The 16340-nt window shown below is 63.0% G+C and carries 13 protein-coding genes and 1 riboswitch; of the genes, 6 read left to right on the forward strand and 7 right to left on the reverse strand.

Features of this window, described 5'->3' with window-relative positions:
• Positions 1–120: 120 nt before the first annotated feature.
• A complete protein-coding gene (locus ACZ1J6_RS03315) occupies positions 121–3009 on the reverse strand; it encodes a TonB-dependent receptor plug domain-containing protein (RefSeq protein ID WP_431567477.1) in 2889 nt (962 codons plus the stop codon).
• A 209-nt stretch (positions 3010–3218) separates the two neighbouring features.
• On the opposite strand from ACZ1J6_RS03315, the gene ACZ1J6_RS03320 reads away from it, so the two are divergent.
• Positions 3219–6026 carry a DUF5695 domain-containing protein gene (locus tag ACZ1J6_RS03320; protein ID WP_465127398.1) on the forward strand — a complete coding sequence of 936 codons (2808 nt, stop codon included), beginning with the start codon at positions 3219–3221 and terminating at the stop codon, positions 6024–6026.
• Between the two features lie 156 nt (positions 6027–6182).
• On the opposite strand, the gene ACZ1J6_RS03325 is transcribed toward ACZ1J6_RS03320, so the two are convergent.
• The 4 genes from ACZ1J6_RS03325 to ACZ1J6_RS03340 all read right to left on the reverse strand — a co-directional run bounded on the left by ACZ1J6_RS03325 (position 6183) and on the right by ACZ1J6_RS03340 (position 10650).
• Entirely contained in the window at positions 6183–6902 is a 720-nt protein-coding gene (locus ACZ1J6_RS03325) for an SDR family oxidoreductase (protein WP_465127399.1), read from the reverse strand.
• An 80-nt stretch (positions 6903–6982) separates the two neighbouring features.
• The gene (locus tag ACZ1J6_RS03330) at positions 6983–7417 is read right to left on the reverse strand and encodes a MarR family winged helix-turn-helix transcriptional regulator (RefSeq protein ID WP_431567474.1); all 435 of its coding nucleotides are present in this window, start codon (positions 7415–7417) and stop codon (positions 6983–6985) included.
• A gap of 414 nt (positions 7418–7831) precedes the next feature.
• On the reverse strand, positions 7832–8566 hold the full coding sequence (locus ACZ1J6_RS03335) for a DUF4198 domain-containing protein (RefSeq protein WP_465127400.1): 735 nt from the start codon (positions 8564–8566) through the stop codon (positions 7832–7834).
• A 50-nt stretch (positions 8567–8616) separates the two neighbouring features.
• Positions 8617–10650: a TonB-dependent siderophore receptor gene (locus ACZ1J6_RS03340; protein WP_431567472.1), complete on the reverse strand. Its 2034-nt coding sequence runs from the start codon at positions 10648–10650 to the stop codon at positions 8617–8619.
• Between the two features lie 243 nt (positions 10651–10893).
• A riboswitch (cobalamin riboswitch) is annotated at positions 10894–11138 on the reverse strand.
• Between the two features lie 526 nt (positions 11139–11664).
• Between ACZ1J6_RS03340 and ACZ1J6_RS03345 the strand changes: the two genes are divergently transcribed.
• From ACZ1J6_RS03345 to ACZ1J6_RS03360, 4 genes are all read left to right on the forward strand, one after another.
• Positions 11665–11898: an alpha/beta hydrolase gene (locus ACZ1J6_RS03345; protein WP_465127401.1), complete on the forward strand. Its 234-nt coding sequence runs from the start codon at positions 11665–11667 to the stop codon at positions 11896–11898.
• A gap of 205 nt (positions 11899–12103) precedes the next feature.
• Entirely contained in the window at positions 12104–13201 is a 1098-nt protein-coding gene (locus ACZ1J6_RS03350) for an MFS transporter (protein ID WP_465127402.1), read from the forward strand.
• Positions 13202–13342: 141 nt separating this feature from the next.
• Positions 13343–13510, forward strand: coding sequence for a DUF1328 domain-containing protein (locus ACZ1J6_RS03355; RefSeq protein WP_465127403.1), 168 nt, complete (start codon positions 13343–13345; stop codon positions 13508–13510).
• 163 nt (positions 13511–13673) lie between these two features.
• Complete coding sequence (locus ACZ1J6_RS03360; protein WP_431567468.1) at positions 13674–13943, forward strand: hypothetical protein; 270 nt, start codon at positions 13674–13676, stop codon at positions 13941–13943.
• On the opposite strand, the gene ACZ1J6_RS03365 is transcribed toward ACZ1J6_RS03360, so the two are convergent.
• Complete coding sequence (locus ACZ1J6_RS03365) at positions 13908–14804, reverse strand: AraC family transcriptional regulator (protein WP_431567467.1); 897 nt, start codon at positions 14802–14804, stop codon at positions 13908–13910. The two genes, ACZ1J6_RS03360 and ACZ1J6_RS03365, sit on opposite strands and share 36 nt — an antisense overlap.
• A 189-nt stretch (positions 14805–14993) precedes the next feature.
• Here ACZ1J6_RS03365 and ACZ1J6_RS03370 point away from each other — a divergent pair, with 189 nt between their 5' ends.
• Positions 14994–15725: an SDR family oxidoreductase gene (locus ACZ1J6_RS03370; protein ID WP_431567466.1), complete on the forward strand. Its 732-nt coding sequence runs from the start codon at positions 14994–14996 to the stop codon at positions 15723–15725.
• Between the two features lie 118 nt (positions 15726–15843).
• Here the strand turns inward: ACZ1J6_RS03370 and ACZ1J6_RS03375 are convergent, their stop codons facing one another.
• Positions 15844–16254, reverse strand: a complete 411-nt coding sequence (locus ACZ1J6_RS03375; protein ID WP_465127404.1) for a DUF1905 domain-containing protein — start codon at positions 16252–16254, stop codon at positions 15844–15846.
• Between the last annotated feature and the right edge of the window lie 86 nt (positions 16255–16340).

Here is a 16340-nt window from a genome sequence, read left to right on the forward strand (position 1 = left end):
GTAAGGAGCGGTAGCGCAAGGGTCGGGGCAAAGCGAAATAGGGGGGGCAGGATCATCGATCTGCTCCGGTATTGAAGGCAGGCCCGGATCCGGCGAGACGGAGCCGGGCCTGCCCGATGGTCAGCGGTGGAAGCGCAGGCTGAGGAAGAACGTACGCCCGATCACGTCGTAGACGCCCGACTGGTAGCTCAGTTCGAAGTTGGCGCCGCCGGCTTCGGCACCCGGTATGCGCGGGGGCTTGCGGTCGAAGGCATTGTTGAGACCGCCCGACAGCTCGATGTTATCGGTCAATGCCACGAAGGCCGAGAAGTCGTTGTAGAACACGTTCGGTGTCCAGACTTTGCTGTACTTGTCCGGCGTGATCGTGGTGGCCGCCTTCATCGGCGAGAAGTGGCGCAGGCTCCAGGTAAAGCCCATGCCCTCGCGCGAGTAGGTCGTGCGGACCACGCCTTTCCACTTGGGCGATCCGAAGATGCCCGCGTACTCGGTGATCGAGCCCGGATCGGTTGGGTCGAGCGTATAGCGGCGATTGAGGAGGCGGGTGTAGTTGGCGTCGATCGACAGCTTGCCCGTATCGTCGGCGAGGCCAAGCCGCGAGAGCGGCAGGCTGTAGCTCAGTCCGAAGTCGATCCCCCGGGTGAGGTACTGGGACAGGTTCAGCTTCTGGGTCATCACGGATTCGAGATTGCCGTTGGCGTCACGCTGGATGAGTGGGCAGAAGATGTTGTCCAGCGAGGACTGGTCCACGCACTTGTCGATTAGCATCTGGGCGCCGAAGGCGTCGATCGCATTGCGCAGGTCGATGTTGTAGTAATCGACCGTGAGCGACAGCCCCGGCACGAAGCGCGGTTGCAACACGGCGCCGAGCGTCAGGGTCTTGGCGGTCTCCGGCTTCAGGTCGAGATTACCGCTCGAAATGATGTCGCGGTAGAGCCAGTAACTTACGGTATCGGCCGGGTTGATCGCCGCGCAGTTGGCTGCCGTGTACTGCGTGCGGGTCGCGCGGTTGGCGAGATTATAGGCATTGCACGGATCGGTGATCCAGAGGCCCGAAACGCTGTCCGCCGTGTAGAGTTCGCCGATGTTCGGCGCGCGTACCGCCTGGCCGTAAGTGGCGCGGAAGCGGATATCGGGGATCGGCGCCCATTCGCCGCCGAATTTCCACGTCGTGGTCGAGCCAGCGGTGCTGTAGTCCGACAGGCGCACGGCACCGTCGAGCGACAGGGTGTCGAAGAACGGTGTGTCCTTCAGGATCGGAACATGGACTTCGCCGTAGACTTCCTTGACCGAGTATTTGCCGACGAGAGTGCCCTGCATGGTGCCGATCGTCGGATCGTAGAGCGGACTGTCCGGATTGTACTCGGGGATGGCGCCGATATCGTTGCGCTCCTTGCGGTACTCGCCGCCGAGCACGACCTGTACCGCACCGCCCGGCAGGTTGAACAGGCCGCCCGAGACATAGCCTGAGAGCACCTGCTGCGTCAGTGTCGATTTCGACCAGTGCGAGGTATAGGTGATGTAGTCGATCATCTCCGGGGTCAGCGTGCGCAGCGGGTTGATCGCCACGCATCCGTTGCCAGGATCGTCGAGCGTACTGCGGCAGACGGCTTCGCCATTGGCAACTGTCGTGCTGTCGATGCCCATGTACCAGCGATCGTAGGCGGTCGAGTTGACATCGCGCACCCGCTGGGTGGTCTTGCCGTAACTGTAGTAAGTCGAATAGTTCCAGGGCTGGGCGAAAAGCGTGAAATCGCCTTCCGCGCCGGCCACGGCCTGGAACAGCTTGCGATCGTATTCCGTAACCGGAGCCGGCAGTTCCATGAAGCGCCGCGCGAACTGGACGCCGCCGGCGGGCACCGCGCCGCCGTTGGCTGCGCGCATCTCGTCAGTGATATAGGGGCTGTCGGCGGGAACCACATCGGTGCCGAATGCGGTCATCTGAAGGAACCCCGCCTTCGAGGTATTGTGCGCGAACGTGGCGTTGGCGAAGAGCTTCAGCGCGTCGCTCACCTCGAAGCTGGCCGAGGCGCGGGTGTTGAAGCGCTCGGACGGAACTGAGAGATACCAGCCGTCGTAGCGGCCGTTGTATTCGCCGCCATCGGTCAGCAAGGTGCCCAGCGGGTCGGTGGAAGTGCCGAGGTTGACCGGCACGACGTTGACCAGGCCGCCGGGTCCGAGGATGGGATCGCGCAAGGTGCCGCTGTCGCGGTTGACCGAATAGAGCTTGCCGCCCAGCACCACTTGCGCGGCATCGGCCGTGTTGATGTTGCGGACGTGATCCTGGATGAAATAGGGACTGGAGCTGCTGGTGCGGGCGTAGATCGGATAACCGTCGGCCGTCCAGGGGCGATCGGAGCCGCTCACGGTGCCGGGCGTATTCTCGTAGAAGCCGTAGACCGTCACATTGCCGCGATGGTCTGCAAAGTTCGTGCCCGCGAGCAGGTCGAACCCGTACGTGTCCATGTCGCCGCGTGTCGAGGCGTTGTAGCGGGTATTGGCCTCGATCCCCTGGAAGTCCTTCTTGAGGATGAAGTTGGCAACGCCCGCGACCGCATCGGCCCCGTAAAGCGCGGAGGCGCCGCCGGTAATCACTTCCACCCGCTGCACGAGGCTGGAAGGGATATTGCTCAGGTCCACCGCCGAAGTGCCGGGAATGGCAGCGACCTGGCGGCGCCCGTCGACCAGCACCAGCGTGCGCTGCGTGCCCATGCCGCGCAGGTCGAGCGCATTGACGCCCGCGTTACCGGCGAGATTGCTCGTCTGGTTCGTTTGGGTGACTGCAAGGGCCGGGAGTTGGTTGACGACGTCGGCAATGTTCTGCGTGCCGGTCGCCTTGATCTGGTCGGCGTCGACTACCGCCAGCGGCGAAGGACTGTCGGCAGCGGCGCGCCGGATGCGCGATCCCGTGACGACGATGTCCTGGGCAGGTCGGTCGGTCGCGGTTTGATCAGCAGGAACCGGGGCCGTCTGCGCATAGGCATTTGCCGAAGGCGCAAGACAGCTGAGCATGAGCAGCGTCCGTAGCCCTGCTACGGAGATCCGATGATTTATCATTTGGTTATCGCTCCCTGATCCGCAACAATTTGTCACGAACGATTCGTATACGATATTTTTCATACAAATTTGTCAAGTTGCATCACGCTCGGCCAAGGCCATCATCGCCGTTGCCTGACTCATAATATACGATATACGTACCCCCACTTTGATGGAGGTGAGCCTTGGACAGCGCTGACGATGATGCATTCAACCGATCGCCTGGCAGCCGTTCCATCCCTCGCCGCCAGCTTCGCTTCACGCCGTATGGCCCGCTTGACCGCCGGGGGCTGATCCGCACCGGACTGGCGGGCGTATTCCTGCCCGCGCTTCAGGCGCCGCTGCAGGCCGCATCCTCGTCGCCTCCGCTCGTGCCGCGAAAGGTGAGTGCCTTACTCGCGTCCCCCGGAAGGCCCTTCAGGCTGGGCTTCGACGGAGGGCGCATCACCAGTCTCTCTGCCGCTTCGAAGGCTATACCGGGAGATTTCATCCATGCGGGCGCCGCTATGGGGAATGCCGCCGGGACTTACCGCATCGCCGATGGCCAATGGCAACGCTTCGAAACGCGCACGCAAGAACCTGAGGATGTCAAACAGACCGCGAATGGGTTGGAGGCGCGATATCGCCTGGCTCCGGGCATTTTCGTCACGTGCAGTTTCGCGCTTGAAGCCGATGGGCTGCGCCTCAACCTGACGCTTTCCAACGAAACGGCCCTGCCGATGGAATTCGGCGATCTTGCCCTTCCGCTGCCGATCAACATGATCCACGCGGCAAAGGACGATCCTGACGCCGTTCTCAAGCACAGCTTCATTTCCGGACGCAGTTCGCACATTTTCTGGCAGCGCAAAGACAGTCTTACGCCTTGGCTTGCCATGCTTCCGGAAAAGGGCGCTGCGCTTGAATACTGGGATGCGCCCAAGGGGTCACCAGACCTCTATCGGGTCTTTTTCCACGCCGCCGCCGAAGTCGCCGCCGTTCAGGCGGCAGGCTCGCGCTGGCGCCTGCCTGCGACCAGCCTCACACTCGCACCGGGGGAGACAGCCCGGAGAGGCGTTCGTTTCCTGCTCGTGGATGGCTACGCCGCGATGCGCCGGACCATCGCCGAGCACGGGCTGATTGACGTCGAAGTCGTGCCGGGCATGACCGTACCCATCGATCTGGACGTAACCCTTTCACTGGGTTCGAGTGTATCGGTCGTCCGGCTGGAGCCCGAACATCCTGCGCAGACCGAATGGACGCCGCTTGGCGAACGGGCCGGACGGAAGCTCGTTCGCCTGCGCTTCGCCCGGCTCGGCGAAAACCACGTCACGCTGCATCAAGCGGACGGGGGGCGGACCACGCTGGAATTCTTCGTGACCGAACCGGTCGAGACGATGATCGCCAAGCGCGGGGCCTTCATTGCCGCGCACCGTCATCGCGATCCGGCGAAATGGTACGATGGTCTGCTGGCCGAATGGAACATGGAGAGCGAAACCCTGCTCGGGCCGGACAATTACGACCGGATCAAGGGCTGGCGCATCTACGAGGTGACCTGTGATGACCCGGGCCTCTCCAAGCCCGCCTTCCTTGCCGCCAAGAACGCGGAATACCCGGTGCAGGCCGAAATCGACGCCCTGGACGATTACGTCGAGCACTTCGTCTGGGGCGGCCTCCAGCGCACGACCGAGGAGCAATGGCCTTACGCGCTTTACGGCATTCCAGACTGGAAGCGGAACCGCGACAGTGCCGATCCGGGCGACAAGGGCCGCAAGCACTTCTGGCGGCCCTACGACTATCCCCACATCGCGCTCCTCTATTTCGCGCTCTATCGCATCGCGCGCGACCGGCACGGCTTCCGCACGCGCCTTACCGCAACCGACTATCTCGAACGTGCCTTCGGTACTGCGCGGGCCATGTTCGTGATCCCCAAGGAGATCATCGGTTGGGAAGCGGATTCGACCGGTTTCTACAATGAACTGGTCATTCCCGAGGTGATCGAGGCCTTGCGCCTCGAAGGCCGTATGGCGCAGGCAGACGAACTGGCCGGGCACTGGGAGCGCAAAGTCGCTCACTTCGTGAACGAAGTCGATGATCTCTTTGCCTCGGAATATGCATTCGATTCCACCGGCTTTGAATCCACGCAGGCGATTGCCCGCTATGCGCTCGACCGACCGGAGCGCTTTCCGCCCGAACAGGCGCGCGCTTTCGCGAAACGCCAGATGGATGCCAACCTGTTCTGCAGGGGATGGCTGCAGCCCTCGTACTACACTCTCGGCAGCGATTATCGCGGACAGGCGGGCGATGCCTATACGCTCAGCTACATGGCGCAAATGGGCGGCTGGGCCATCCTCGATCATGCCTTGAACGATACCCCCGATTACCGTCCGCTGCTGCGGCTCGGCCATGCCTCGGCGTTGAGCAGTTGGGCGCTGCTGAACAGCGGGACGCCGGAAAGCGGCTATGGCTACTGGTATCCCGGAAAGGCCAACGACGGCGGCGCGGGAGGCGGTTTTGAGCCTGCCGCCCTCGGCGAGACGTGGCTGGACCAGCCCCATCGGCATGGCTCGTGGTATTATTCCTGCGAGATCGACCTCGGCTTCTGCGGGGCTCTGCGCGCCGCCGCCACCTCGCTGGTCGATGACGATCTGTTCGGCCGTATCGCTCTTTCCGGCGTGCTGGAAGAGCGCGATGACCAACTTCTGATCCATCCTCGCGACGGTGTGCGACGGCGCTTCCATGCGCGCCTCGGAGAGCTTTGCCTTGATATCCGGTTGCTGGATGACGGCCGGTTCGCATCTGACACGCCGATCCGGGTGAGCCCTCGGCTCGAACAATGCGCGTTCGAGATCGACCACTCCGCCGGTCCAGCCCGCACCCTCAGGATACACATCGCGGACAGGAACGGGCGGCGCTGGAAGCTGGCAGAATCGAACCGGCCGCCGGTTGCGGGTGTACACGCCATCGTCGTGAAGGAAGGCGCTCAGCGCACCAGCCTAAGGGCCCGAGCTGAATAAACTGAGGTTCTCGCAGCGTCGACAGCCCGTCAACCCTTGCCATGGTAGCGACCCTTGCAAGAGTATCCGCTGATCCGGCGCGGCGGCTGGTTTATCCGCTGACGCCGGAACCGGTCACTGGGCATTGATCGCCCATGCCCTGGAGTCGGTCGATCATTACCATTGCTTTAAAAGCAGATCGCCGGAATCCGTGCACGCATAAAGGCCCGCTGTTGGACCATAAGCGTGCGTCGTTGCCAGGGCGACCGCGGGACGAGCGCCCTCGTCGGGCGAATGGCCGGGACCATTGCCCGTCATGTCCGTGGAGGTAAGGCCGGGATCGACCGCATTCACCTTGATCCCCTCACTCGCTAGTTCCTTGGCCAACTTGACGGTCAGCATGTTGAGCGCTGTTTTCGACGCGCAATATCCGGCAAAGCCCACCGGCCAGGTCTCACTGCGCATGTCCAGTGCATCGCCAAGGGAACTCAATCCACTGCTCATCATCACAATCCGGGCAGAACCGGACTTGCGCAGCAAGGGCAGAAAGGCCTGCGTTACCCGCATGACGCCGAAAACATTTGTCTCGAACATCTGCGCCATCTCATCGATCGATTCCGTGGCTACGGATGGCGGCGGGGCGAACATGAGGCCCGCATTGTTCACCAGCGCATCCAGCCTGCCAGCCTCGCGCTCGACCGTCGCTGCTGCGCGGGCGACACTGATGGCATCGGTGACATCGAGCTGGACGGCATGGGCATCGATGCCTGCCTTCCGCAAGGTATCGGCGGCAGCTTCACCGCGCTTCAGGTCACGGCATCCCAGCCAGACACTGTAACCGCGCGCGCCCAACTGGCGCGCAATGGCAAGGCCGATGCCCTTGTTGGCGCCCGTCACGAGGGCGATGCGATTCGTGCTCGACATACTATCTCATCCTGATCATCAATCCGGCCAGGATAGTACGATATTCGTATTATTCAAGTTTCGTGTTGCGCGATCTTCAGGGTGAGGCGAACGAAATGGGCGCGCTCTGCCGGGTCGAGCGGCTCCAGCATGGCGTTGCAGGCATCCTGATAGCCCTCCATGTAGCCTGCCACGGTATCCTTGCCCCCTTGGGTCAGGTTCAGAGCCACCGATCTGCGGTTCGTCTCGGGCCGGTGGCGCTCGATCATGCCGCGACGCACGAGGCGGTCGATCGAGGACGACATCGTGGTGAGCGCAACCTGAAGATGCCTCGCGACATCACCCAGTTTGCAGTCCGGATTGTCGCCGATGAAGAGCAGCGCCTGCACATCAAGGGCATTGAGCGAATTGGCGATCGCCGCAGTCGCTTCCGCCACTTTGAAACGACGGGTGAACCGCTCAAAGGCGAGGGTGAGTTGTCTCAGTTGTTCGGCAGGAGGAGCGATCATGCACCCTTGAAGCATCTTTGGGGCTGGCGGGTAAGCCCCGGTGCGTTAGGCTTATCACATTAAGCGGCAGCTTCCCGAAAGTGCCTGGGTCCTCTGACGCGGCTCGCCTCAAACTTCAATCAGGTCATGGTGAACTCGGGGACCGATGGTCACAAAAGTGTGCGCTGTCGCACCAGGTAATCGGGACCGCTGTGGCGCCGGGTGCGCTGGGTATGGGACTGGACCTTCGGGCAATGGCTTTGACGGAGGCGGGTTTTGCCCAATGCGACCGCGCTCGGTGACGATTGCGAGCGATAGCTACGCTCTTCCAGCGAAGTCCGCGCCGGGCGCGCAGTCTACGCCAGCGCGCGCGTTTCGCTGCAATGCCTTGGCGGCGCCGCCGGACCAACATGGCCCCGCGGCGCGACGTTCGGGTTACTCCGGCTTGTGTTCCAGCGTGAAGCTGAGCGTCGCGGTGTGCTCGACATTACGATACCTGGCGGGATTGTCGCTCGGGCCGTCGTAGACGGCATGGATGACGTTGAGCCCCTGATTGCGAACGGCAAAGGTGACGGTGCCGTCGGAGCCGGTGACGGTTTCCTTGGCGTCCGGATCGTTGACGAAGTCGTTGATGAGGCGCGCGCCCGCTACCGGCCGGCCTTTATACAGCACCTTGTACGTCAGCTTCTGGCCCAGCATCGCCGGGATCGCGCCGGCGGGGACGATCTGCAGGGTCTGGCCGGGAAGCGCAGGGACGGTGCCGGCGAACGGGCCCTGAATCCGGACGGCATACTTGATGTTCTTGGTGGAGATGTCGGCGCCGGGCATCTCGTCCAGGCCCTTCTTCTCGTACTCGCCGCCCTTCATCCGCGACCATACGCCGTTCTGCAGGATCGCAGTCACGAACCTGGGCCTGGTTTCGGTCTCGACGAGCATCGCGAGCCCCGAGATCCGGTGCTGCGCCTTGATCGGCTTGACCTCGGCATCGTAGGCGGCAACCGTATCGATCAATGGCTCCCGCTTCACCATGTCGAGATCGTCGGCGCCTTCGCCGTAGATCAGCACGATCTGCTTCGAGCGTTCGGTAATGTAGATGCCGTGCGCCTGGGCGGGCAGTGCGGGCGCGAGCAGCAGAGCGGTGAGGATCGCGGCTTTCATGGCAGTCTTCATCATGCACATCCTTGCTTGAGTTCGGCGGACGAGACGGGTCTTGCCGGCCATCACAGGCCGACCGTGATGCTGGCGATCGCGCTGAGCGGAACGCCGGGATAAAGATTGCTGCCGAAGCCGCGCTCGGCGTATTTCTTGTCGAACAGGTTGTTGACGTTGACCTGCAGCTTCACGTTCTCGGCCAGCGGATAGTAGGCCAGCAGGTTCGCCGTTGCGTAAGAGCGGATGTAAGGCGCGGTCGCCGCAGTGCCGGCGATGCGCCCACCGACGTAAGTGACGCCTGCACCCGCGCCGAGCCCCTTGAGGGCGCCTTCCTGCACTTCGTAGACGTTGAGCAGGCTGGCCGAATGGCGCGGCGTGTTGGGCAGGCGCTGGCCGAGCCGCAGGCGATTGTCCTTCGTCACTTCGGCATCGGCGAAGACATAGCCGCCCACGATCCGCCATGCTCTGGTCAGGTTGCCCGTGATCGATAAGTCGATGCCCCGGCTGCGCACTTCGCCGGCGGCGATACTGTAATCCAGATTGTCCGGGTCAGTGGTCGCGACGTTCTGCTTGGTGGTGTGGAACAGCGCCGCTGTTGCGCTCAGCCTGCCGTCCAGCAGTTCCAGCTTCACACCGGCCTCGTAGCTGGTGCCGCGTTCCGGCGCGATGACATTGCCGTTCACGTCCGCTGCGGTGTTCGGCTTGTTGGAGCGGGCATAACTGCCGTAGACCGAAACTTGCGGGGCCAGCACGAAGACCGTCCCAAGGCGCGGGGTAAATACCGTCTGCTTGAACGCAGAAGTGACCCCGTTGCGCAAGTTCAGGTTGTCGCTCTCGTATCGCTCCAGTCGTCCGCCGACCAGCAGCTTCAGCCAGGGTAGCAATGACACCTGGTCCTGGGCGTAGCCCGCGAATGTGCGCGTCTGGGTGCGGATGCTGGTGAAGGTACCGTTCAGCGGCGGGATTGCGGAGCCATAGACCGGCGCCAAGATGTCCAGCGTGAAGGGCGACAGCGTGGGGCTCGAATTGCGGATGACCTCGGTATAGTGGAAGGCCTCGAACTCGGCGCCCAGCAGCACTTCGTGCTCGACGCTGCCGGTGGCGAACTGGCCGGTCAGGTTCACCTGTGCATCCAGATCGCGCCACCGCAAGGTACGCTCGCTATAAGTGCGCACCAGGGTGCGGCCATCTGCGCGCAGACTGGAGGCCTGGATGCCGGGGCCGCCCAACTCGCCATTGTAGTACTGGGCGCCCGCCCGCAGCTTCCAGTCGGGCGCCAGCTTGTATTCCGCGACGAGGCTGCCAAGGCCATTGCGCACGCGCCACCGGCCGACGGACGGCTCGCCGAAGAACCGCGAAGCGGGAATGGCGATGTCGAGCTGATTGCTGAAGGCGGGATTGCCGCGGTCCAGCGGGGTCTTCACCTGCACGAACTCGCTGCTGAGAGTGAAGGTCAGGTCCGGCGAGGCATCCCAGGCGACGACCGGCGCGACCACGATGCGGTCGGACTGGACATGATCGCGGAAGCTGTCGCCACCTTCCACGGCTGCGCCGAGGCGGTAGCGCACGGTCTTTGCCCTATCGAAGGGACCGGTGGCATCGACCGTTCCTCGCCAACCGCCGAAGCTGTCGATCCGGCCGCTGACGGTCTGGGCCATCCTGTCGGCAGGTACGCGCGAAACGATGTTGAACGTGCCGCCCGGATCTCCGCGACCATACAGCAGGGCGGCGGGGCCACGCAGCACCTCCACGCGCTCGACGGCGATGGAGTCCGGTGCCGGCGGATAGCCGCGGTTCATCGGAAAACCGTTGCGGAAGTATTCCGAGGTTGTGAAACCACGCAAGTTGTAGTCGGTGAGACCAGTGCCCCCGAAGTTGTTGCCGCGCGTGATGCCTCCGGCGTAGGCAAGCACGTCCTCGACACGGTTCGCTTGCAGATCGTCGACCACCTGCCGCGTCAGCACGGTCACCGACTGGGGCACTTCGAGTAAGGGCGTGTCCGTGCGCGTCGCGCTGCTGGAGCGGGTGACGTTGTAAGCCCCGGTCCTGCCCGTGACGACGATCGTATTGTCGGCGGGCTCGGTCTCGGCAGCACTCGCCATTGTGGGAACCGCCGATAGTGCGAGGCTTCCTGAAAGCAGCGCGGTCTTGGTACTCTGTCTCAATGCAATCCCCCGAGGCGTCGAGCAACACCGGGCAGGAGGCGTCCGCGCGAACGGTCGGCGCGCGCGGTGGCCGGACACCCCAAAGGCGGCTGACGCACGACACCGATGCGGCCTCCGCCGCATTCTCGTCGCTCAGACGGAGAAAACTGACCGTGCCAAGACCATCCCCTGGGTCAGGCAAGAGCGACCGGTGCGCCGGCAGGTCTCCTGGCTTGCGGGTCACAGCTTGATGCACGGCCTTCCCAGGCCTCGCAGGATTTAGCGTCCGGCCCAGTGGCTGGCGGCTCGGGCATTTCCCGTCCGCACATGTGCATCGCGCTCGCCGCTCACAGTTGCAGGGACAGCCTCGGATTCAAAGGCGCGGAGCCCTCTCACCGTGTTCCCTTTTAAGCCTTTTTCAAGGCACCGACGCGATCAGCCCGGGAGCTGAAGCGCCCAGGCCCGGTTGGCGATATCCGTGATGATCTCGATTCGCAATAGCATAAACGCTGCCTGGAATGTCGCTATCTGCCGGCAGTAATGCTTTCGGGAATGATCGTCTGGGCGAACGCCGGGTTTCCAACTCTCTGCTCGCGGTAGCGCAGCGCTTCAGCCATGGTCTCACGTTGCATTATTGAATTTCACTCAGTGCTGCATGTTCATCTTTCAGGCTAATGCATGATGGCGCCCGCGCCTAGATGGTGGGCATGACGATTTTCGTTGCCATGCCCACCGGCCTTGCGCCGCCTCGATGCGCAAATTGGCGCGCTGCCTGCCAGACGCATGGCGACTGGAGGGCTCGCTCCCCAATGGAGACATTCCATGCCCAGACATGAGCGGTTCGGACACCAGGCCTGGCACCAGGCCTGGGCGTCTTCAGGAACCACCCGGCGCTCCATTCTGCAACTCTCTGCCAGCGCAGTTGCACTTGGCTTCCTTCCCTTCACCATCCCATTCGCGGAGGCACAAGACATGTCCAACGGCGCAGATAATTTCTACGTGAGTGACTGCGTCAAGATCGAGAAAGTCACTTTCAGAAGCCAATACGGCATGACCGTCGCCGGCAATCTCTTCATGGCCGACGATTTGGATCGAGGCCGCCGCCACGGCGCCCTTGTCGTCGGCCATCCAATGGGCGCGGTGAAGGAGCAGAGCGCGAACCTCTATGCCACCAGGATGGCGGAGCAGGGCTTCGTCACCAATTGATCAGGCGCCCCAGCGAGCGGTGCCTCTGCCGTGCTGCCGAGCATCGACATGGCACGCAGCAGCAGATCCGCGCATTCAAGGTAAAAGCATGCATGTTTCGATAACCACGACCGCGGATGACGCGGGGCCCGGCGCTGCACCATGGAGTGCAGTTCTGGCAATGACACTGTGTGCTTTCGTACTGGTGTCGTCGGAGTTTCTTCCGGTGAGCCTCCTTACCCCGATGGCGCGCGACATGATCATCAGCGAGGGGCAGGCCGGACAGGCCATTGCCGCGTCCGGTCTGTTCGCTGTTCTGACCAGCCTTTCGATATCGTCGCTCACGCGCAAGCTCGATCGCAAGCTTGTGATCTTGTGGTTGACGGGGCTTATGATCGTATCCGGCGCCATCGTCGCCTTCGCCCCGAGCTATCCGGTGCTGCTGGCTGGGCGGGCCGTTCTCGGAATCGCAATCGGCGGTTGCTGGTCTATGTCGACGGCAGTGCTCATGCGCATCTCGAATAGAGCGTTTCTTCCACGGGCCATCGCGACGCTTCAGGGCGGCAGTGCATTGGCGACGGCCGTGGCGGCGCCGATGGGCAGTTTGCTCGGCTCTGTCGTGGGCTGGCGCGGCGCATTTTTCTGTCTTGTTCCGCTCGCGGCGCTCGCGCTGATATGGCAGGCAATCAGCCTTCCCAGGCTTCCTGCGCAGCACGGATCGCGGCAAGCGAGCGTCATCACCCTTTTGAGCAAGCCCGGCATTTTCATCGGACTGATCGCCGTAGCTGTCCTGTTCATGGGGCAGTTCGCCCTCTTCACCTACCTGCGCCCGTTTCTCGAAACCGTCACCCATGTCGACATATCCTGGCTATCGATCATCCTGCTGTTGATCGGCCTGTCGGGTCTTGCCGGAACGGCCGCCATAGGGCCGCTCGTCGCAATGAACCTGCGCAGGGTGCTCGTGGTCATACCGGCCTTGATGGCTGGCGTGGCCCTGGCATTGGCAAGCTTCGGTGGCTCGTTCTGGCCGACCGTCCTGCTGCTTGCGGCATGGGGCCTGATTGCCACACCGGCGCCGGTAGGATGGTTTACCTGGCTCTCTCAGGTGCTTCCCGATGATGCCGAGGCCGGCGGCGGATTGATGGTCGCTGTCATTCAACTGGCCATCACGCTCGGCGCGACCATGGGCGGCGCCATCTTCGATGCCACCGGCGTGCGCGCCACTTTCGAAGTCAGCGCGGCTCTGCTGGTCCTTGCCGCATTCCTTGCCGCAATGGCTGCGCGTCGAGCCGGGCAACGATGCGAACTCTCGCCAGTCTCCTGACCGATCAACAAGGACATCTACATGCGCGATATCACTGCCGAGGTTTCGTGGAACATCGGGACAGCTTGAAAGTTGTAAAGAACGAGCTGCTCCGAACATGTCGGCGCAGCGTTGGTGTAGTTAGTCTAAGGGAGAGCACTCATGTTTCGCTGGGCAATAATTTTTGCTGTCGTCGCATTGATCGCTGCGCTTCTGGGTTTTGGCGGCGTTGCAGGCCTCTCGGCCAGCCTCGCAAAGATCTTCCTGCTGGTGGCGGCCGTAATCCTGGTTCTCGGCTTCTTCTTTGGTCGTGGCACAAGGGTAACCTGAAGCTTTTCGGCTCGATGAAACGCTCTGTGTAGAGACGTTTGTTTGGGTCCTGGTAAAGGCCGTGCGGCAGAAGCGCTCATAGCAGCGCTTCTGCCGCACGGTTATCCGGTATCAGTTGTAGGCCAGCCGTTTTGCTGGGATCCAGCATTCAGAGGAACATGAGTTGACTATCCTTGCAATCACGGCTGCAGACCGGGAAGCGGCGAAAACGCTGCGTGAGGCGCTGGCCGAAGTATCCGACTTCTGGCACTGCCCTGGTGACGAGGGAATACTCTGCCAGGTTCTTGCCGCGCATCGTATCCAGGCTGAGCGCCGGCTTTTCGAACAGCTCGCCGGTTCCCTGGTGGTTTCGACGTCTGAACCGAACTTGAAACTGAGCAATTCCGCCCCGGCCCTTTCAGATCACCATCGCCATCTGCGGCTTCGCCCTTAGCCGTCCCATGTCCCGGACGGGAGGGGCGCCGAAGAGGCGACGATATTCGCGGCTGAACTGAGAAGGACTGTCATAGCCGACGCGGAAGCCCGCCTCTGCCGCGTCGAGCCGGTCGGCCAGCATCAGCGCCCGCGCTTCCTGCAACCGCAGTTGCTTTTGATATTGCAGCGGGGTCATGGCGGTGGCGCGGCGGAAATGGTCATGAAAGCTCGACAGGCTCATGCCGGCAAGGGCGGCAAGGTGCGCACCGCTGAAAGGCTCGCGGAAATGGGTCTTGAGCCAGGCGATCGCCTGCGCAATCTGGCCGGTGCGGCTTTCGCCGCTGGCGATGGCTCGCAGCACGCTTCCGCCCGGCCCGGTCATCAGCCGCACCAGCAATTCCCGCTCGATCAGCGGTGCGAGCAGCGGCGCATTCACTGGGTCGCTGAGCAATGCCGTCAGCCGCGTGGCCGCGTCGATCAGTTCAGGCGTCATCGGGTGTAACGTCATCCCGCCGCTCTCATCCGCGCCCGCCGGCAGGGGCGGCAGGGTCAGGGCGATCTCCGACAGCAGGGCGGGGTCGAGATAGAGGCAAAAGCAGAGATAAGGCGCGTCCGCGCTCGCCTGCGTCACCGCGCCTGTGATGGGCAGGTCGAGCGAGGCGACGAGATAGTTGGCGGGGCCATAGTCTATCACCGCGTCGCCCAGCAGCACGCGCTTGCCCCCCTGTGCGATGATGCACAGCGCCGGGCGCTGCACCATATGCACCGGCTCGCCGCGCTGGGCCGAGCGGACCAGCGCCAGTCGAGCGATGGGCGTATCCATGATGCCGTCGCGCTCGGCGTATCGGGCAATCTGCTCAGCCAGTTCCTGATGCGCCATCAGCGCTTCTCCCCAAGCGGTCGGTACGATCAGCCTACACGGCTGGCCACTGCCGATCCACCCCGATGCGGGCAATCTGGAATATCGTGCAATCATCCCGGATGACCGTTCTACCGCCTCCCGACCAGATAGCGCCATGAAGAGGGCATCGGATCGATGGTTCGGTCCGCCCCAACAGGAGTGACTATCATGGCTATCGAGGACAAGGTCATCGCGATTACCGGCGCCAGCAGCGGCATCGGCGAAGGCACGGCGCGGCTGCTGGCGGCGCGCGGCGCCAAGCTGATGCTGGGCGCTCGCCGCACCGACCGGTTTGCCGCGCTGGCGGAGGAACTGAACGCAGCGGGAGGCGCGGTAGCCTTCCGGTCGCTCGACGTCACCGACCGCGCCGATTTCGAGGCGTTCATCACCGCGACGGAGGCCGAATATGGCCGCGTCGATGTGTTGGTCAACAATGCGGGCCTGATGCCGCTGTCGCGCTTCGACAGCCTGAAGGTAGACGAATGGGACCGGATGATCGACGTCAACATCCGCGGCGTCCTGCACGGCATAGCCGCCGCGCTCCCTCGCTTCAAAGGCCAGGGCAGTGGCCAGTTCGTCAACATTTCCTCGATCGGCGGCTATGCTGTGTGGCCGACCTGCGGCGTCTACAGCGCCACCAAATATGCGGTGCGCGCGATCTCCGAAGCGCTGCGCATGGAGCATGACGACATTCGGGTCACCACCATCGCGCCGGGCGTGGTGGAATCGGAACTGGCCCACACGATCACCGATCCGGTCGCGGCGCAGGCGATGGTCGATTTCCGCTCCATCGCGCTCACCCCGGACGCGATCGCGCGCGCCATTGCCTATGCGGTGGAGCAGCCTGCGGATGTGGATGTCAATACGTTGATCGTGCGGCCGGTTCGCTCAACGATCTGACCGGGATCGGGGCATTCGCATATTGCCCCCCGTAACTCGCTGCAGCCAAAGTCCTGCCCAGGCGGCCAGTTCGGCAGCTTGCGGGATCCGCCGGGGCCGCAGCGAGCCACTCCTCGCCTTAGATCGTTGGACGCTGCTCATCGAAGTCGCGTTTTGCAGTGATTTGGATTTCAACCGTCACTCTGTCGGCGAGATTGATCGAGCCGGCCTTCCTGACCGCTGCCTTGACTGGCAAAAGATAGCTGTCTCCCTTTGGAAAAAGAGAGGTCGTGAACGGGATTTCATTTACGACTGCATGCACGGGCACCACGCCCCAGCCATAGCTGGCTATCCGGGCGGCATAGCGCACCTCATCCACGCAATCGGTGGGCACGGCAACGAAGAAGAAGGGCGCGGGCCCGCGCCATTCGAAGACTTCGCCCACGAAGGTGAAGCGCGCGAGAGGAGAAGTGTCGAACGGCATGGCGAACCAGTCTATGGCAACTACGGTACGGGCGATAGCCTCGCCGGCACGAACGATAGTCGGCACCCGAGCGTCGGTTATCGGAAAGGGTGGCTTCCACGGGAACGGCGAGGCATCGACGTGCCGGTTGTGCGTCGTCCCAAATCGGTTAC

Source organism: Novosphingobium sp. BL-S-21 (genome assembly GCF_055521655.1).